Source organism: Nonlabens sp. Asnod3-A02 (assembly GCF_045063755.1).
GTDB lineage: Bacteria > Bacteroidota > Bacteroidia > Flavobacteriales > Flavobacteriaceae > Nonlabens > Nonlabens xylanidelens.
Genome location: NZ_JBEFOC010000007.1, coordinates 275779 through 293391 on the forward strand (window position 1 = coordinate 275779; position 17613 = coordinate 293391).

Consider the following 17613-nt stretch of genomic DNA (forward strand, 5'->3'; position numbering starts at 1 on the left):
TTATGATAAGAGTAAGCTTTCTTATTACACATTATAATAGGCCACATGACTTAGTACAATGCGTTAATGCAATAAATAAAATAGCATGTTTAGAGGATGAAATAGTGGTTAGTGATGATTTCAGTTCTTCGGAAAATTTAGAAATAGTAAAAGGCCTTAAGGTCACACAATTAATCTTAGCTGATAAAAATACAGGATTAGCTTCTAATTTAAATAGAGGTATAACACAATGTAGAGGAAAGTATATTCTTTACTGTCAAGAAGATTTTATTTTAAATCTAGATTTAAAATTTAAATTGAATCTGTTTCTAGAAGTATTGGATAGAGATATTGTGGAAATGCTTAGACTAAAAACTTATATCAGCTTTAAAAAGATGATTGAATTAGATACTGATCTATCAATTATACCAACTTTTTCTTGGTGTAATTTTTTGACAAACCCATATAGATATAGTGATCATCCATTTTTAGTAAAGAATGATTTTTTTAGAAAAAATGGACTTTATCTAGAAAACACATCTGGCGGTTACGGAGAAACAGAATATGCGATAAGATTAGCTCATGCTAAAACAAGAATAGGTATGACGTACAAATCTTATGCTAGTGTTTTGCAAAATAGTAATTCTGTCATGGTTAATGAAGTAGGTCATAAACCTATTAGTATAAATATGAACAAAAAGGTTATTCGATTTTTAAGAGTGACGAGACTTTACTTTGAATGGATACTTTATAGTGATCAGAAAAGAGGATTGATAACCTACAAAAACCAAAGAAAATCTTAATTAAGTGATAATCAGATTATTTACATATAAAGAATTGCTAATACCTGAAAATAGGAAGCAAGTGCATCCCTTACTTTTTGACTTACATTATTATGAACACGCGCAAGAATCTGTTTTCAAACATTATGAGATAGTTCTAATACCAGAACAAGCAGATGTATTTATTTTTCCTGTAAATTATTTAACAATTAATGAAAAGCGATATGAATCTCATTTTAATTCTTTATATCAATTAGCCAAATCTCAAAATAAAAAGCTCTTAGTGTATACAGGAGGAGATTATGGTAAAACATTTAATGATCCTAATATTATTACATGGCGTAACGCTGGTTTTAAGAGGTCTAATGATGAGAATACACTTATTCTACCTGCTTTTATGAGCGATCCATTAGAAAAGGGTTTCATAGATTTTAAATTATTAGAATATAAAATAGTTCCACACGTTTCATTTACCGGTTTTGCCACGGCTAGTTTTAAAGAGCAGGTTAGAATCAATTTGTCAACGTTAAAAACTAACCTCAAGAGGTTGATTAAACAAGAAGATAGCGACTACCAAAAAGTGTACAATGCAGCTGGTAAAAGATTCAGCTATCTTCAAAAGTTGGAAAGGTCTACAGGTATAAAAACAGATTTTATATACAGAGATAAATACAGAGCTGGTTCAATAACAGTAGAACAAAGAGAAAAATCTACTCGTGAGTTTTTCGAAAATTTAAATAGCTCTCCGTATACTTTTTGCTTGCGTGGTGCAGGTAATTTTTCAGTTCGATTTTTTGAATCCCTTGCATTGGGAAGAATACCTATATTAATAGATACGGACGTGCAATTACCGCTAGAAGGAATCATAAATTGGGATAAACATATATGTCGTGTTAGTACAGAAGAAAATCTTACAGATGCGATAACTAGATTTCATACTTCTCATGATCGAGAATCGTTCATAGAATTACAAAATAGCAATCGTAGGTTATATGAGAGATACCTGAATAGACACGCTTATCTTTGTGAAATTCATCCTATTTTAAAATCGATATTGTAATATGAAAGTGTCCCTTATCCTTTGCACCTACATGAGACCAGAGCCTTTGTCAAGGTTAATGGATAGTGTGATGATACAATCTAAATTACCAGATGAGGTATTGATTATCGATAGTTCTACTAATGATGATACTAGTGCACGCTTTCGCGAAAGCGGAAATAATATCATACATTATCACAAAGTATCAACCGAACATCGTGGACTCACGAGACAACGCAATTTTGGAATAAATAAAGTGGCGTCAGGTATGGATATTGTTGCGTTTCTTGATGATGACACCATTTTAGAAAAGGAATATTTCTCTAATCTTATCAAGGCTTATGAAAGTTTGCCAGATGCATCAGGAATAGGTGGTGTAGCAACTAATGAAAATAGATGGCAGCCTAAAGAAAATAAAGAATACGATAAGAATGCTTTTTACACTTTAGAAAATTATGTAGTTAAAGAATCTTCTCGTAATGTATTGCGTAATAAACTAGGTCTTGCGTCTAATGTGTTGCCTAGCCTCATGCCAGCATACTCACATGGTAGAACTTTTTCTTATCCATTAACAGGTGATAACTATCCAGTTGATTTATTAGTGGGAATGAGTATGTCTTTTAGAAAAAAAGTGGTGGATTCTATAAAATTCTCTACCTATTTTGAAGGATATGGTCTCTATGAAGATGCAGATTATTCTCTGAGAGCATTACAATACGGGCAAAATTATCTCTCGACGAGTGTGAAGTTAGAACACCATCACGACGCAGCAGGAAGACCTAATAAATATGCCTACGGTAAAATGGTGGTCCGTAATGGCTGGTATGTATGGCGAGTAAAACATCCTGAACCATCTTTTAAAAACAAACTCAAGTGGTATCAAATCACCGTATTGCTTACTGGTATTAGATTTCTCAATATCTTTACTACGAGCGAGCGCAAAGAAGCGTTTACAGAATCTATAGGAAGAACAGTAGGAATTATAAGTCTGTTATTTAAGAAACCTAGATAATGAAGTTTTCAAAAGACATCAAACGGTATACAGATTACAGTGGTAAGTCTGCTTTAGTCATGTTGTTGACTCAGCAAGGATTATGGGCGTTACTACAGTATCGTTTTTTTAATTGGATTTATACATCTAAGCTGCCTAAAATATTAAAATGGCCACTATTGGCTATAGGAGTTCTCAAATTAAAAGCCATAGAAATCTTAACAGGGATAACCATTCCATATAGTGCAACCATAGGAGAAGGTTTTTATATAGGCCATCATTCTGGTATTGTAATTAACGCAAATGCTGTTATAGGCAAGAATTGTAACATATCTCAAGGGGTAACCATAGGTATAAGTGGTCGTGGAGATAATCGTGGAGTTCCTGTAATAGGTGATCGTGTTTATATAGGTGCAAATGCAACGGTAGTTGGGAAAATAAAAGTAGGAGATAAAGCGGTGATAGGAGCCAATAGTCTTGTAGTTAAAGACGTTGTTGCGGGAACCACTGTGGTAGGTGTGCCGGCAATTAAAGTAAGTGATAACGATTCAGCTGATTATATTTTATGAGATTACTCATTATATCTGACGCACCTATTTTAAGTAATTCTGCTAAGAAAGAAGCGTATGCACCTTATGTAAAGGAAATGGATTTATGGATGCAACATGCCAGTGATGTTTCTTTCGTATGTCCTACAAAGTATGATCGCAAGCTGCTGACACAGCCTTTCAAAAAACAAGATTTCAAACAAATAGGTTTACGTAGACTAGAATTTCACACATTACTTTCGGCATTCATATCGTTAATCACGATTCCATACCAAGCCATAGTGTTATGGAATGCCATGCGCAAGGCAGATCATATTCATCTAAGATGCCCAGGTAATCTTGCTTTACTAGCTAGTATGATACAGGTTACGCTTCCGCGAAAGCGTAAAACGGTTAAATATGCTGGGAATTTTGATTCTCATGCAGCACAACCATTATCTTACAGGTGGCAAAAGAAAATACTTTCCAACACCACGTTAACTAAAAATATAGACGTTCTGGTTTATGGAGAATGGCCAGGACAGACTAAAAATATAAAATCATTTTTTACGGCTACTTATTCAGAAAGCGATAAGGGCGGTTTTTCAAAAGAACTTAATGAGCCGTACCAATTCATTTTCGTAGGAACACTTTCTCAAAATAAGAATCCGCAATTGTTAGTAGAACTTATGGAGCAATTTCATAAAGAAGGTATTGCGGTACAAGCTCATTTTTATGGTGATGGTCCCATGATGGAAGAGTTAAAAACTAGGACCGATTCTCATTCTACACCATGTTATTTTTATGGAAACCAAAATAGCGAGGTTCTTAAATCGGCTTATAAAAAGGCTCATTTTTCTTTTCTAGCGTCTCAAAGTGAAGGCTGGCCCAAAGCCGTGGCAGAATCTATGTGGTATGGATGTATACCTATCGCGACACCAGTAAGCTGCGTACCGTGGATGCTTGGAATAGGTGAAAAACTAACTTATGAAAACGACAGTTTTGAACAGATAGGCTCTAGAGGGTTGATTTATAATAATAAAGAGCAGGTAGTTTTTGATATTAAAAAACTAATAAGTAAACCTGAGGCAATGGCTGTTATGTCACAAAATGCTCTGGCCTGGTCTCAAGAGTATACCATTGAAAAGTTTGAACATGAAATAGTTAAATTGATCCATTCATGAAAGTACTTCAAATCATAGATAGTCTTGATGCTGGTGGTGCAGAGCGTATGGCGGTTAATATAGCAAACGAGTTGCAAGCAGCTGGACATGAATCTCATTTGTGTGTTACAAGGAAAGAAGGTCTTCTTAAAACGGCTATAAGTAAAGAAGTCGGATATATATTTATAGAAAAAAAGGGGAAACTAGGATGGGTAGCTTTAAGTAAGCTGAAAAGATATATTAAAGAACATCAAATAGAACTAGTTCATGCTCACAGTACATCTGCATTTACTGCGGTAGTAGTGCTATTTTTATTAAAAAATAAACCTAAATTGATCTGGCACGACCATTATGGTAAAGCAAATCAACTAGAAGCACGACCGTTAAAAGTGTTGAGGTTTTTATCTGGGTATTTTAATCAGGTGATAAGTGTAAATAAGCTTTTAAAAGCTTGGGCTTTAAAAGAGTTGAAATGTGAGTCGGTAACGTATTTAGAAAATTTTGCAACGGCTACTTTTAATCAAGAATTGCAAACACCACTAGCTGGTAGAGAGAATAAGAGAATCGTCTGTCTGGCCAACCTAAGAGAACAAAAAGATCATTTAAATTTATTAAAAGCTTTTGAAGTTCTTAAAAAGGAGTGTCCAGAGTGGAGCTTGCATTTATGTGGTCAAGATTTTAATGATGATTATTCTTTAAGGATAAAGCAAGCGATAGAACAAAGAGATCTCAAGGATCACGTGTTTCTTTTAGGTTCTCGAGCAGATGTAGGAGCCGTTTTAAACACGTGTGATATAGCGGTTCTTTCTTCTCAATCAGAAGGTTTACCAGTAGCATTATTAGAATACGGCCTGCATCATTTACCAGTGGTAGTGACCGATGTAGGAGCGTGTAAAGAAGTCGTTGCTGATTATGGAATAGTTGTAGAGTCAGAAAATGCTCAATTGCTGTCAGCAGCTATTTTAAAGTTGATTGATAATAAAATACAGCGAGAAGATTATGCTACAAAGTTTCACAATCATGTGATGGATCAATATGGGAGCAAGCGTTATATAAATAAGCTAGTAAGCATTTATCAGAGCGCTTGATTTTAGGCCATAAAAAAAACTATGTTAGATCTTTCTAAAACTAAAAAGTTCTAACATAGTATCTGTGTGATGTTGAATTGATTTAAGCTTTCTCTGAGGCAGCTTTTTCTTCTACAGCATCCCAGTATTCATAGGCACGACGCAAGTGAGGTATTACAATTGTACCACCTACTAGAGTAGCTATAGAAAGAGCTTCTACCACTTCTTCTTTAGAAATTCCTTCTTTATGACTAGCTTCTAGATGGTACTTTACACAGTCGTCACATCTTAAAACAGTACTAGCTACTAGACCTAGTAATTCCTTTGTTCTCTTATCTAGTTTACCTGCTGTAAAAGCATTGGTATCTAGATTAAAGATGCGTTTTATAATTTTATTATTGTCTTCAAGAATGGCATCGTTCATTTTCTCACGATACGCATTGAATTCTTCTACTTGATTGCTCATAATTTTAAGGGGTACCTAATTTCTTATTTCTTTTTTCCTGACGGTAGAGGACAAATTTAGATATGAAAATGCTCATTTCATATAAAATTAACACAGGTATGGCAACTATTATTTGACTAGCCACATCTGGTGGTGTTATTACTGCAGCAACTATAAGGACTATAACTAGAGCAAATTTTCTATTTTTTCTTAAACCAGCAGGTGTTGCTAGTCCTATTTTAGTAAGGAAATAAATAATTACCGGTAGTTCAAATAATAGTCCCGAAGATAATATAGAAGCTCTTATATAGCCTATATAACTAGATAAACTAGGCTCTGTAGATATTTCTGGGCTCAAATTATAAGTCATCATAAAATGAACTGATAATGGTGCTATGACAAAATACCCAAAAGTCACCCCTATAAAGAAGAGCAAAGAACAAACGATTATAAAACCACTGCTGTACTTCTTTTCACTAGCTTTTAATCCAGGCGATATAAATTTCCATACTTGGTAAAGTACCCATGGAAAAGCGACTATAAAACCTACAAGAATAGAAGTCCATATGTGAGTAGAAAACTCGTCAGACATTTCTTTGGACTGTACTTTAAAGTTAAAGTCAGGATTACAAAAATCACTAACTACTCCAAAGTAATTCCCAAATTCACAAAAGAATTCATAAGTAACAAAGGTACCTCTCTTAGGACCGAAGATAATCGTGTCAAAAATAAAGTCAGTAAAGACACCAGCTATTATAGCACCTGCCAGAATACCGACTATAGAACGTATCAAACACCAGCGCAGTTCTTCTACGTGATCTAAAAATGACATGTTATTAGGGTCTAGATTTTTACGAGCCATGACTATACGATTCCTTCTCTAATTAAATCGTGTATATGCACGACACCAGCATATCCTTTATCATCTACAGCAATTAATTGAGAGATGTTTTTTTCTTCCATTAATTCGCGAGCCTGTACGGCCATCGAGTCTGCAGTAATAGTTTTAGGATTACTACTCATAATATCGCTCGCAACTAGATCGTCTATATTCTTACCGCTAGAAAGCATACGTCTTAAATCACCATCTGTAATAATACCTATTGCATTATTGTTTTCTGTAACTACGGTCATGCCCAGCATGTTTTCTGATATGTTTACAATAACATCTCTTAACGATGTGCTTCTACTTACCTCTGGTTTTTTATTACCGTCTATAATTCCCTGCACTCTTAAATACAGTTTTTTACCTAGTGCGCCACCAGGGTGGTACTTAGCAAAATCTTTGTCGGTAAAACCTTTTAGTTCTAATAAACTAACAGAAAGTGCATCACCTATAACCAGTTGTGCGGTTGTGCTAGTAGTAGGAGCAAGACCATTAGGGCACGCCTCTTCTTTAATAGGAGCGTGCAATACATAGTCTGCTTCTAGACCTAGAAAAGAATCTTTATGACTAGTAATAGCAATTAATTTATTATTGAAGTTTTTAATGAGCGGCACTAAAACCTTAATTTCTGGAGTATTTCCACTTTTTGAAATACAGATCACCACATCATTATCTTGTACGATACCTAAATCTCCATGAATAGCATCTGCAGCATGCATGAAAATCGCAGGCGTACCTGTAGAGTTCATTGTGGCAACTATTTTCTGCGCAATTATGGCACTTTTACCTATTCCAGTGATAATTACTCGACCTTTTGAGTGATGTATGTGTAATACCGCTTTCGCGAAAGCGGAATCGATTCCATCTACAAGATCTGTAATAGCTTGTGCTTCAATGCGAATTGTTCTCCTCGCAACTTCTAATACTTTATTTTCTTGATCCAAACTTGATTACTTTTAACTATAATTTGCGATAAGCAAATTATATCGTAAATTTAGCTTACAAAGATAAACAAAAACGCAGCAGCCGCATGGCAGATACGCAGATAGGATTAGAAGAAAATCTAAAGAAATATTTTGGATTCGGGCAATTTAGAGGATTGCAAAAGAAAGTAATAACCTCCTTATTAAATAAGGAAGATGTTTTTGTGATCATGCCCACCGGTGGTGGTAAATCACTATGCTATCAACTACCAGCATTAATGCAAGAAGGTACCGCTATCGTGGTCTCACCTCTTATTGCATTAATGAAGAATCAGGTAGATGCTATACGTGGTGTTTCTGATCATGATGGTGTTGCTCATGTATTAAACTCTTCTTTATCAAAGGGTGATGTGCAGCGAGTAAAAGATGACATTACTAGTGGAATTACAAAATTGTTATACGTCGCACCAGAATCACTTACCAAAGAAGAATATGTAGAGTTCTTAAAAGAGCAAACGATTTCTTTTCTTGCTGTGGATGAGGCGCACTGTATCAGTGAATGGGGACACGATTTCCGTCCTGAATATAGAAACTTGCGCAGGATTATAGATCGCATAGGAAAAGATATTCCTATCATAGGTCTTACCGCAACTGCTACGCCTAAAGTGCAAGAAGATATTCTTAAAAACTTACAGATTACAAAGGCTACTACCTTTAAAGCGTCGTTTAATAGGCCTAATCTTTTTTATGAAGTGCGTCCTAAAACCGCTACGGTAGATGCAGATATTACTCGTTTTATCAAACAAAATGAGGGTAAATCTGGTATCGTTTATTGTTTATCTCGTAAACGAGTAGAAGAACTTGCACAAGTATTACAAGTGAATGGTATAAAAGCAGTTCCTTATCACGCTGGTTTAGATTCTAAAACTAGAGTCCTGCATCAAGACATGTTCTTAATGGAAGATACTGATGTGGTGGTTGCTACCATTGCATTCGGTATGGGAATAGATAAACCAGATGTACGTTTTGTGATACACCACGATATACCTAAAAGTATAGAGTCGTATTATCAAGAAACTGGTCGTGCTGGTCGTGATGGTGGTGAAGGTCACTGTCTAGCTTACTATGCATATAAAGATATAGAAAAATTAGAGAAATTCATGTCAGGTAAACCTATTGCAGAGCAAGAGATAGGTCATGCGTTACTACAAGAAATGGTAGGGTATTCTGAAACCAGCATGAGTCGTAGACAGTATATTCTCCACTATTTTGGTGAGAAATTTGATCCAGCTACTGGTGCTGGTGGTGATATGGATGACAACATGCGCAATCCTAAACCACAAAAAGAAGCAGTAGAAGAGGTTAAAAAATTAGTTCAATTAATAGGTGATGCTGGTGAGCGCTATAAATCAAAGGACATAGTTAGTATCCTGATGGGGAAAAATAACGCCATGATTTCTAGCCATAAGGTAGATCAACAAGGGTACTTTGGTAGTGGTAAGGATAAAGATAAAGCTTATTGGACCGCCTTAATACGTCAGGTTCTAGTGGCTAGACTTATTAAAAAAGATATAGAAACTTATGGTACTTTAAAAGTGCTAGATGCTGGTCGTGAGTTTATTAAGTCTGGGAAGACTTTCATGATGAGCGATGATCATACTTATAATGCGTCTTCAGATCAAATAGTAGGTGCTGCAAAGGGTGGCGCAGTAGATGCACAATTAGTTAAGTTTTTAAAAGACCTGCGTAAAAAAGTAGCTAAGCAAAAGAATGTACCTCCATATATTGTATTTCAAGATCCATCTTTAGAAGATATGGCTACTAAGTATCCTGTGAATATGGAAGAAATGGCAAATATTCATGGTGTAGGAGAAGGTAAAGCAAAAAAATATGGAAAACCTTTTGTAGAACTAATATCCACATATGTAGATGATAATGATATTACTAGACCAGATGATCTAGTAATTAAAAGTACTGGTGCAAAATCTGGTAATAAACTATACTTTATTACTAGTATAGATCGCAAACTTAGTTTTGACGATATGGCCAGTGCAAAAGGCATGGACATGGATCAATTAATCAACGAGCTAGAGAGTATCGTTTACAGCGGTACAAAACTTAATGTAGGTTACTGGATTGATGAAATGCTGGACGAAGATCAACAAGAAGAATTGCATGAATATTTTATAGAGTCAGAGTCTGATAAAATAGACGCAGCTGTAGAAGAATTTGATGGCGATTATGAAGAAGAAGAAATAAGACTTTATAGATTGCGCTTTATAAGTGAAGTAGCTAATTAATTAGTACATCTTTATGTTATATAGATAGACGCTTTTAAAAATACATTTATCATTAGAAACCCATTAAGGAAATTTATTCTTAGTGGGTTTTTTTTATTAATTCCGCTTTCGCGAAAGCGGAATTAATAGATACATTATCAATAAGTTATATTCTTATCTGATTTGATTTCTAAAAAGTTTTAGTAAATGGCACGGCTCTTGAAAGTAGGTAAGCAAGGGCAAGCCGAAAACCTGATAGTGTAGGCAACATTTAAAATATAGAAATCATGAAAAGAATATTACTTTTTATTGCAGCTGGTCTGATGATGACGATTACTGCTCAGGCAAATGAAATCGACCTGAAAGAATCAAATGATTTCAAAATTACCGATAGTAGATACCGTAGCGCACAACCGGTATTATTTACTTATAATAATGTGGATTATGCCATTTTTCCTAATGGTAAAATAGAATTTAAATTGCCTAATAGAAATGCGCGATCTACTAATAGACGAGGTGTGAACCGTAGATATAGCCTTAATAGTGTGTCTAACTATTCTACTTATAGAAGAAACTATGTGAGGTATAACCGTAGTGGACAGGCCGTGAAAATAGGGGATACTCGTATTTATTATAACAGTAGAGGCGATGTGGCTAGAGTAGGTAAATTAAATGTAGCTTACAGAAATGGTGTCTTGCGTAAAGTAGGTGGCCTAGAGGTACAATATAATAGACGCGGTAAGATTACTGCGGCAAGAGGTCATGTACTTGTTAGAAATAACTATGGACGTGGACACGATTGTAACGATCATAACTTTGGTCATTTTCATGATCAGGAAGATGATAATCAAGACTGGGATAACGGAATTTACTTTAAACGTAATTCTAAAAAATAAAATCGCTGTGTAAGTGAATAAATGATAAAACCTCTTAAGATGAATTTCTTAAGAGGTTTTTTGATTATGATTAATTAAGTAATATTAGTCTCTAAGTTCTTCTATTTCTTGGGCAGTAACCTGTCTGAATGCAAGCTTAAAACCTTCATAAGCTGCAAATCCATAGAAAAGTATGTCCATGAAACCGAAAGTTTCTGTCATTAAATCTATGAAGAAGGAATAGTCAAAAGAAGTTAAAGCTTCTAAATATCCTATTTCAGAATACTCTGCCATGAAGCCTATGGAGCTTAAGAAATTACCTAAGAAACAACTTAAAACGGCTATTACAGCACCAGATATTCCAAAGATCATGTCGATACCTTTACCCATAAACCTTACAGAATAACCGACTATAAATCCTATTCCTATAGCCATATAACCTATTTGATAACCAGTAGCAACGGTTACCGCTGCCCAGATTACTGCGCCTACTAGTCCAGCGACTATACCAGCAAGGATTCCTACAGGTAAATTTTGTTGAGCTCTTAATTTTTCATTCATCGTTTCTGATAATCGGTAAAGATTAACGTCATCTTCAGGATTTAATGGGTCGCGTCTTTCAACGATGCTAGTATCGGGCACATATTGCAAACATTGGCCTTGAAAATCTGCTTTGCGGCCTGTTAGTCCACATAACATGCCTTGTTGCATGTCCATTTTTCTATTGGTACATTTTTCACAAAAAAGAATTTGTTCTTCTCGAGTCATTGGTAGGTTGGTTTTATGGTTGGGTTTGAGATAAAAGCTAACAATATAAGAAGTAAAAAAACTATACCAGCTTTCTGAAGACTGAATTCTAATGAATTATCTTTGCAGCCTTAAAAAACTATAAAAATGCAAGAAGGAATTTACGCAAAATTTGATACAAGTAAAGGAGAAATCCTTGTTCAACTTCATCACGATAAAACACCTGGAACTGTAGGTAACTTTATAGCGCTAGCTGAAGGTAATTTAGAGAACAAAGCCAAAGATCAAGGAACACCTTATTATAATGGTCTTAAGTTTCACAGAGTAATTCCAGATTTCATGATCCAAGGTGGTGACCCACAGGGAACTGGTGCTGGTGGTCCTGGTTATAATTTTGATGATGAATTTCACCCAGAATTACGTCATGACGGACCTGGTGTTTTAAGTATGGCAAATGCTGGACCAGGAACAAATGGTTCTCAGTTTTTCATTACACACATCGCTACAGACTGGCTAGATGACAAGCATACTGTTTTTGGTAAAGTTATAGAAGGACAGGATGTGGTAGATGCTATCGCACAAGGTGACGAGATTAAAACGGTTACTATTGTAAGAGAAGGTGATGCGGCAAAAGCATTTAATGCTGTAGAAGAATTCCGTCAGTTTGAAGGAGCTGGGAAACTACGTGAAGAGCAAGCTAGAAAACAAGCTGACCAAGAGATTGACGAGATCGCAATGGGCTTTGATAAAACAGAAAGTGGTTTACGTTATAAAATCATTCAAGAAGGTGATGGAGTAAAAGCTGAAAAAGGTAAAACAGTAAGCGTACATTATAAAGGAATGTTGCCTAACGGTAAAGTTTTTGATTCTAGTTTTGATCGCAAGCAACCTATAGACTTTGCACTAGGTATGGGACAGGTAATCGCTGGTTGGGATGAAGGTATCGCTTTACTTAAAGTAGGTGATAAAGCACGTCTAGTTATACCATCGCATATCGCTTATGGTAGTGCTGGTGCAGGTGGTGTTATACCGCCAGATGCAACATTAGTATTTGATGTAGAGTTAGTTGCTGTAAAGTAATTATTCTTAAATTATAATTTAAAAGCCCTATTCTTTATGGAATAGGGCTTTTTTCTGTTTAGGTATTAGGTATATGTGGGATTGGGATGTGGAATAATTTTTTTGACCTTTAAAGCTATTTAAAACAACCGTAAAACCCTTTGTGTTGCTCACTCGACTTTGCCGAGATCGTCGTCAGTCTGTTTTCTACTTCTACAAGCTCAGTATAAAACTTTTGGAAAAGGGAAATGCATTTAGTTTTTCCTAAAATCAATAACCTAAGACCAAAAATCCTACACCTAATACCTCATTCTAATACCACATGCCTCATGCCTAATACTTATATTTGTCTCAACAAAGAAAAAAGCATGAAAGGATTAGTTACATTTTGCCGTTGGTTCGTTGGGGTATTATTTATTTTTAGTGGTTTAATTAAGTTAAATGATCCTTTAGGGTTTTCTTATAAACTAGATGAATACTTTAGTGCAGCGGTTTTAGGGTTAGAATTCTTACAGCCATTTGCATTACCTCTGGCTATCTTTTTAGTAATTTTTGAGGTGATCTTAGGAATCATGTTATTAATAGGATTTCAAAGAAAATTTACGATCTGGTCACTTTTATTGATGATCGGTTTCTTTACATTCCTAACTTTTTATTCTGCTTATTTTGATAAAGTAACGGACTGCGGCTGTTTTGGTGACGCTATACCTCTAGTACCATGGGAATCATTTGCAAAAGATGTGGTGCTATTAGTGATGATATTGATTTTGTTTTTCAATATGGATAAATGGAAATCCGCTTTCGCGAAAGCGAAGTCCTCCATAATCATTCTCGTTTCTACTATCATTTGTTTTATAATCGCTTACTATGTATTAATGCATTTACCGATTTTAGATTTTAGAGCTTATAAGGTAGGGACTGATATAGAGGTGGCCATGCAAGAAGACCCTAGTCAACCAGATATTTATGGTTATGACTGGTATTACACGGTAGATGGTAAAGAAGAGATAATTACTACAGATGGTCAGGTGCCAGAAGGTCGTCCAGGATATGATAAAGTAGAAACACGTATTATTCAAGAAGCAGCACTTCCTAAAATTCATGACTTTTCTATAGAAAAAGATGGAGAAGATTATACGCAAGAGATTCTAGATAAGGAAAAAGTTGCCTTTGTTATGATTTATGATGTTTCAAAAATTGAGGAAGGTGGTATGGAAAAGCTCGCTAGTTTTACTACGAGAGCACAAGCAGCTGGTTATGAGGTTATAGGTTTAAGCGCAAATGGTATAGAGCAATTAGAGCCGTTAATGAAATCTTATGATTTTAGTATTCCGTTTTACACGACAGATGGAACACAATTAAAAACTGCTGTACGTTCTACACCAGCTGTTATGACTATTAAAAAAGGAGTAGTTGCAGGTAAATCTCACTGGAATGATTTTGAGAGTTTATCTCTATGATAAACTATGTGCTTAAAAAAATAGGATATGCATTACTGACGCTCTATGGAGTGGTAACCGTTATATTCTTATTATTTTACCTCTTACCTGGTGACCCAGCACAAATGATGTTGGGGCAAAACGAGTCTGAAGAACAGCTGGCAAATGTGCGTGCCAAATATGGGTTAGATAAATCTATAGGTACTCAGTATATGTACTTTTTAAATGACCTGTCTCCAGTTTCTTTTCACAGTACTGACAAGAGTGATTTTACTTATGATAATGGTAAATATACAGGTGTAGATCTCTTTACTATAGGGACTACATCTACTTATTTTAAATGGCCTTATTTAAGAGAATCGTTTCAGAAAACTGGTAAAAAGGTAAGCTACATAATAGGAGAGACCTTACCTAACACGATGATTCTTGCACTTGCAGCAATAAGTGTAGCTCTAATTCTAGGATTGATTTTAGGAGTCATTTCGGCATTGTATAAAAACAGCTGGATAGATCAATTGATACAGGTGATAAGTACTATGGGCATGAGTGTGCCTAGCTTTTTTAGTGCTATTATTTTTGCTTTTATCTTCGGTTTTGTGCTTCATGAATTTACTGGCCTTAAAATGAGTGGTAGTCTATATGAGATGGATGATTATGGTGAGGCGATGCATTTACAGTGGCGCAACCTTATTTTACCAGCATTAGTTTTAGGAATTAGACCGCTAGCTGTAGTATCTCAATTAATGAGAAATAGTTTGCTAGAAGTAATGGGGCAAGAATACATAACTACCGCATATGCCAAAGGACTTACTACATTACAAGTAATAAAAAGACATGCTTTTAAAAACGCACTTAATCCTGTAATTACAGCAGTAAGTGGCTGGTTTGCGAGTATGCTAGCAGGAGCAGTTTTTGTAGAATATATCTTTAACTGGAATGGTATAGGTAAAGAAATAGTAGAGGCGCTCAACACACAAGATTTGCCAGTTATCACAGGAGCGGTTCTTGTAATAGCAACGTTGTTTATTCTTATCAATATTATGGTAGATTTAATTTACGTCTGGTTAGACCCACGAGTAAAGTTAGAGTAAATTATAAAATACTTGCGGTCTTCTTAATAAACATCTGCACACAAACTTTATTCAATAATTAAAAGGCAATACCTTTGCAATTGCTTGCATAAGAGTATTAAAATAATCAATTTTGGTATTATTGAAACCTTAATGACCTTAAAACAAACGCGATGAGAAAAAATATAGTAGCCGGAAACTGGAAAATGAATTGTGATCTTGCACAGACACAAGCTTTAATAACAGATTTAAAAAAAGGCCTAGTTAATGACGTTAACTGTGAATTAATGATAGCGCCATCTCATCCTTTTTTATATAATGCTTTTAACAGTACTTGTGATACCGTAATAGAGGTTGTAGCACAAAATGTTTGTGAAGCAGACAGTGGTGCATATACTGGAGAGATTTCTGTACCTATGTTGCAAAGTATAGGTATTAAGACTGTTATTATAGGTCACTCGGAGCGTAGAGATACTTATGGTGAAACAGATCAATTAATTGCTGCCAAAACGAAAGCAGCTCTTGATAAAGGATTGCGAGTTATTTTTTGTTGTGGAGAACATTTAGAAGATCGTAAAGCTGGTAACCATTTTGATACGGTAACTAAACAAATAGAATTAGGTCTCTTTGATCTTACAGCTGCGCAAATGGAAAATGTGGTAGTAGCTTATGAACCAGTATGGGCTATAGGTACAGGAGAAACTGCAAGTCCAGAGCAAGCTCAAGAAATGCACGCGCATTTACGTTCTTTTATAGAAACTAAATTTGGTGAAGAAACGGCAACTAACACCAGTATTCTTTATGGTGGTAGTGTAAAACCGGCAAATGCTGCTGAGATTTTTGCAAAACCAGATGTAGATGGTGGACTAGTAGGTGGTGCATCTCTAGATGGATCATCTTTCCTTGATATAGCAAATGCTTTTTAAGAAACTAATTCTACTATTATTTCTCACTATTGGTCTACCAGCAATAGCACAAACGGATTATGGTTTAAAAGTAGCTGCGGCTGCCCAAGAATTAACAAAGGATCACGTGGTTTATAACGGTAGCTATTTTAGCATTCCTTATCCAGATGGTGATGTGCCTGCAGGATACGGAGTGTGTACTGACGTAGTCATAAGAACTTACAGAAAGTTAGGTGTTGATTTACAGAAAGAAGTTCATGTAGATATGAAAGCACATTTTTCAAAATACCCAAATAACTGGGGATTGAAAAAAACAGATACTAATATCGATCATAGAAGAGTACCCAACTTGCGTACGTTCTTTAAACGTAAAGGATTAAGTATTGCGGTAACTCAAAATGCAAAAGATTATTTACCTGGTGATATAGTAAGTTGGACCTTAAATAATGGACTAACACACATAGGAATGGTTTCTAAAACCAAATCAAAAGATCAAAAAAGGTACCTAATGGTACATAATATAGGAGCAGGGCAAGTGTTAGAAGACTGCCTTTTTAATTTTAAAATTACAGGACATTACCGTTATGGAAAATAATACTACCGACCAGATTTATGTAGAGTACGACTTTACAGTTACACCACAATTACCGTGGAATGATGTTCTTATGGCACAACTTGGAGAGGTAGGTTTTGAGAGCTTTATAGAGACTGAAACTGGGATTAAAGCATATGTTTTAAAAACTACAGATGCTGCTACTATTCTCGATACAGTAGATATTATGAATAATGATTTATGTGATATCGCTTTCGCGAAAGCGGAAATACCACCAACAAATTGGAATGCAGAATGGGAAAAGAATTTTAACCCAATCACGGTTAATAATAGATGTGAAGTACGTGCGCCGTTTCACCAAGCTAGTGGTGTAGAGTATGACATCGTGATAGAGCCTAAGATGAGTTTCGGTACGGGACACCACCAGACTACACATATGATGATAGAACATTTACTTAATGAAAATGTGGAAAATCTTGAGGTTTTAGACATGGGTAGTGGGACAGGTGTACTAGGTATTCTAGCGCAAATGAGAGGTGCTGTTAAAGTAGATGCTATCGATATAGATACCTGGTGTTATGAAAATGCACTGGAAAATGTAAAGCGTAATAAAACAGATAAAGTCGCTGTTATTCTAGGTGGTGCAGAGCAACTGGAAGGTAAATCTTATGATTTTATAATAGCCAATATTAATAGAAATATACTGCTACAGGATATTCCTGTTTATGCAAAGAGCCTTAAAAAAGGCGGTACCATACTTTTTAGTGGGTTTTATGAAGAGGACTTAGTTCATATTAAAAATAAATGTATGGAGAGTGGTATTGTTTATGACTCTCACCTCAAAAAAGACAGCTGGATAGCTGCAAAAATGATTAAATCCTAAT

General features: G+C 35.3%; 18 protein-coding genes. 14 read left to right on the plus strand and 4 right to left on the minus strand.

Annotated features, from left to right (window positions below; genetic code table 11):
* The first annotated feature begins 2 nt into the window (after nucleotides 1-2).
* The 6 genes from ACJJVN_RS04535 to ACJJVN_RS04560 all read left to right on the plus strand — a co-directional run bounded on the left by ACJJVN_RS04535 (nucleotide 3) and on the right by ACJJVN_RS04560 (nucleotide 5569).
* Nucleotides 3-782, plus strand: a complete 780-nt coding sequence (locus ACJJVN_RS04535) for a glycosyltransferase family 2 protein (RefSeq protein ID WP_405377280.1) — start codon at nucleotides 3-5, stop codon at nucleotides 780-782.
* A 61-nt stretch (nucleotides 783-843) separates the two neighbouring features.
* Nucleotides 844-1821 (plus strand): exostosin family protein, encoded by a 978-nt coding sequence (locus tag ACJJVN_RS04540; protein WP_405377281.1) that lies wholly within the window; start codon nucleotides 844-846, stop codon nucleotides 1819-1821.
* 1 nt (nucleotide 1822) lies between these two features.
* Entirely contained in the window at nucleotides 1823-2812 is a 990-nt protein-coding gene (locus ACJJVN_RS04545; protein WP_405377282.1) for a glycosyltransferase family 2 protein, read from the plus strand.
* The gene (locus ACJJVN_RS04550; RefSeq protein ID WP_405377283.1) at nucleotides 2812-3360 is read left to right on the plus strand and encodes a serine O-acetyltransferase; all 549 of its coding nucleotides are present in this window, start codon (nucleotides 2812-2814) and stop codon (nucleotides 3358-3360) included. Before ACJJVN_RS04545 ends, ACJJVN_RS04550 begins: the two co-directional genes overlap by 1 nt.
* Nucleotides 3357-4502 (plus strand): glycosyltransferase family 4 protein, encoded by a 1146-nt coding sequence (locus ACJJVN_RS04555; protein WP_405377284.1) that lies wholly within the window; start codon nucleotides 3357-3359, stop codon nucleotides 4500-4502. Before ACJJVN_RS04550 ends, ACJJVN_RS04555 begins: the two co-directional genes overlap by 4 nt.
* A complete protein-coding gene (locus ACJJVN_RS04560; RefSeq protein WP_405377285.1) occupies nucleotides 4499-5569 on the plus strand; it encodes a glycosyltransferase in 1071 nt (356 codons plus the stop codon). Before ACJJVN_RS04555 ends, ACJJVN_RS04560 begins: the two co-directional genes overlap by 4 nt.
* Before the next feature lie 82 nt (nucleotides 5570-5651).
* On the opposite strand, the gene ACJJVN_RS04565 is transcribed toward ACJJVN_RS04560, so the two are convergent.
* The 3 genes from ACJJVN_RS04565 to ACJJVN_RS04575 are packed head-to-tail and all read right to left on the minus strand — an operon-like array spanning nucleotide 5652 to nucleotide 7823.
* A complete protein-coding gene (locus ACJJVN_RS04565; protein WP_104515512.1) occupies nucleotides 5652-6014 on the minus strand; it encodes a carboxymuconolactone decarboxylase family protein in 363 nt (120 codons plus the stop codon).
* Nucleotides 6015-6018: 4 nt separating this feature from the next.
* Nucleotides 6019-6855, minus strand: coding sequence for a twin-arginine translocase subunit TatC (gene tatC / locus ACJJVN_RS04570; RefSeq protein WP_104515511.1), 837 nt, complete (start codon nucleotides 6853-6855; stop codon nucleotides 6019-6021).
* 2 nt (nucleotides 6856-6857) lie between these two features.
* Entirely contained in the window at nucleotides 6858-7823 is a 966-nt protein-coding gene (locus ACJJVN_RS04575) for an SIS domain-containing protein (protein WP_405377286.1), read from the minus strand.
* An 86-nt stretch (nucleotides 7824-7909) separates the two neighbouring features.
* Between ACJJVN_RS04575 and recQ the strand changes: the two genes are divergently transcribed.
* Entirely contained in the window at nucleotides 7910-10102 is a 2193-nt protein-coding gene (gene recQ, locus ACJJVN_RS04580) for a DNA helicase RecQ (RefSeq protein WP_405369547.1), read from the plus strand.
* Nucleotides 10103-10368: 266 nt separating this feature from the next.
* Nucleotides 10369-10977, plus strand: a complete 609-nt coding sequence (locus tag ACJJVN_RS04585; protein WP_104515508.1) for a hypothetical protein — start codon at nucleotides 10369-10371, stop codon at nucleotides 10975-10977.
* An 84-nt stretch (nucleotides 10978-11061) separates the two neighbouring features.
* Here ACJJVN_RS04585 and ACJJVN_RS04590 read toward each other — a convergent pair whose 3' ends face one another.
* Nucleotides 11062-11724 carry a hypothetical protein gene (locus ACJJVN_RS04590; RefSeq protein WP_104515507.1) on the minus strand — a complete coding sequence of 221 codons (663 nt, stop codon included), beginning with the start codon at nucleotides 11722-11724 and terminating at the stop codon, nucleotides 11062-11064.
* Nucleotides 11725-11850: 126 nt separating this feature from the next.
* Between ACJJVN_RS04590 and ACJJVN_RS04595 the strand changes: the two genes are divergently transcribed.
* The 6 genes from ACJJVN_RS04595 to prmA all read left to right on the plus strand — a co-directional run bounded on the left by ACJJVN_RS04595 (nucleotide 11851) and on the right by prmA (nucleotide 17612).
* Nucleotides 11851-12783 (plus strand): peptidylprolyl isomerase, encoded by a 933-nt coding sequence (locus ACJJVN_RS04595; protein WP_104515506.1) that lies wholly within the window; start codon nucleotides 11851-11853, stop codon nucleotides 12781-12783.
* A gap of 347 nt (nucleotides 12784-13130) precedes the next feature.
* Complete coding sequence (locus ACJJVN_RS04600; RefSeq protein ID WP_405377287.1) at nucleotides 13131-14222, plus strand: BT_3928 family protein; 1092 nt, start codon at nucleotides 13131-13133, stop codon at nucleotides 14220-14222.
* Nucleotides 14219-15292, plus strand: coding sequence for an ABC transporter permease (locus ACJJVN_RS04605; RefSeq protein ID WP_405377288.1), 1074 nt, complete (start codon nucleotides 14219-14221; stop codon nucleotides 15290-15292). The genes ACJJVN_RS04600 and ACJJVN_RS04605 overlap by 4 nt, the downstream gene beginning before the upstream one ends.
* 152 nt (nucleotides 15293-15444) lie before the next feature.
* Nucleotides 15445-16197, plus strand: coding sequence for a triose-phosphate isomerase (gene tpiA / locus ACJJVN_RS04610; protein ID WP_405377289.1), 753 nt, complete (start codon nucleotides 15445-15447; stop codon nucleotides 16195-16197).
* On the plus strand, nucleotides 16187-16771 hold the full coding sequence (locus tag ACJJVN_RS04615; RefSeq protein ID WP_405377290.1) for a DUF1287 domain-containing protein: 585 nt from the start codon (nucleotides 16187-16189) through the stop codon (nucleotides 16769-16771). The genes tpiA and ACJJVN_RS04615 overlap by 11 nt, the downstream gene beginning before the upstream one ends.
* Nucleotides 16761-17612, plus strand: a complete 852-nt coding sequence (prmA, locus tag ACJJVN_RS04620; RefSeq protein ID WP_405377291.1) for a 50S ribosomal protein L11 methyltransferase — start codon at nucleotides 16761-16763, stop codon at nucleotides 17610-17612. The genes ACJJVN_RS04615 and prmA overlap by 11 nt, the downstream gene beginning before the upstream one ends.
* The last annotated feature ends 1 nt before the right edge of the window (nucleotide 17613 follow it).

Bases quoted from the DNA above. Each gene is read 5' to 3' on its own strand.
- ACJJVN_RS04535 (WP_405377280.1), top strand. From the start codon at position 3: ATGATAAGAGTAAGCTTTCTTATTACACATTATAATAGGCCACATGAC.
- ACJJVN_RS04545 (WP_405377282.1), top strand. From the start codon at position 1,823: ATGAAAGTGTCCCTTATCCTTTGCACCTACATGAGACCAGAGCCTTTG.
- ACJJVN_RS04550 (WP_405377283.1), top strand. From the start codon at position 2,812: ATGAAGTTTTCAAAAGACATCAAACGGTATACAGATTACAGTGGTAAG.
- ACJJVN_RS04555 (WP_405377284.1), top strand. From the start codon at position 3,357: ATGAGATTACTCATTATATCTGACGCACCTATTTTAAGTAATTCTGCT.
- ACJJVN_RS04560 (WP_405377285.1), top strand. From the start codon at position 4,499: ATGAAAGTACTTCAAATCATAGATAGTCTTGATGCTGGTGGTGCAGAG.
- ACJJVN_RS04565 (WP_104515512.1), bottom strand. From the start codon at position 6,014: ATGAGCAATCAAGTAGAAGAATTCAATGCGTATCGTGAGAAAATGAAC.
- tatC (WP_104515511.1), bottom strand. From the start codon at position 6,855: ATGGCTCGTAAAAATCTAGACCCTAATAACATGTCATTTTTAGATCAC.
- recQ (WP_405369547.1), top strand. From the start codon at position 7,910: ATGGCAGATACGCAGATAGGATTAGAAGAAAATCTAAAGAAATATTTT.
- ACJJVN_RS04585 (WP_104515508.1), top strand. From the start codon at position 10,369: ATGAAAAGAATATTACTTTTTATTGCAGCTGGTCTGATGATGACGATT.
- ACJJVN_RS04590 (WP_104515507.1), bottom strand. From the start codon at position 11,724: ATGACTCGAGAAGAACAAATTCTTTTTTGTGAAAAATGTACCAATAGA.
- ACJJVN_RS04595 (WP_104515506.1), top strand. From the start codon at position 11,851: ATGCAAGAAGGAATTTACGCAAAATTTGATACAAGTAAAGGAGAAATC.
- ACJJVN_RS04600 (WP_405377287.1), top strand. From the start codon at position 13,131: ATGAAAGGATTAGTTACATTTTGCCGTTGGTTCGTTGGGGTATTATTT.
- ACJJVN_RS04605 (WP_405377288.1), top strand. From the start codon at position 14,219: ATGATAAACTATGTGCTTAAAAAAATAGGATATGCATTACTGACGCTC.
- tpiA (WP_405377289.1), top strand. From the start codon at position 15,445: ATGAGAAAAAATATAGTAGCCGGAAACTGGAAAATGAATTGTGATCTT.
- ACJJVN_RS04615 (WP_405377290.1), top strand. From the start codon at position 16,187: ATGCTTTTTAAGAAACTAATTCTACTATTATTTCTCACTATTGGTCTA.
- prmA (WP_405377291.1), top strand. From the start codon at position 16,761: ATGGAAAATAATACTACCGACCAGATTTATGTAGAGTACGACTTTACA.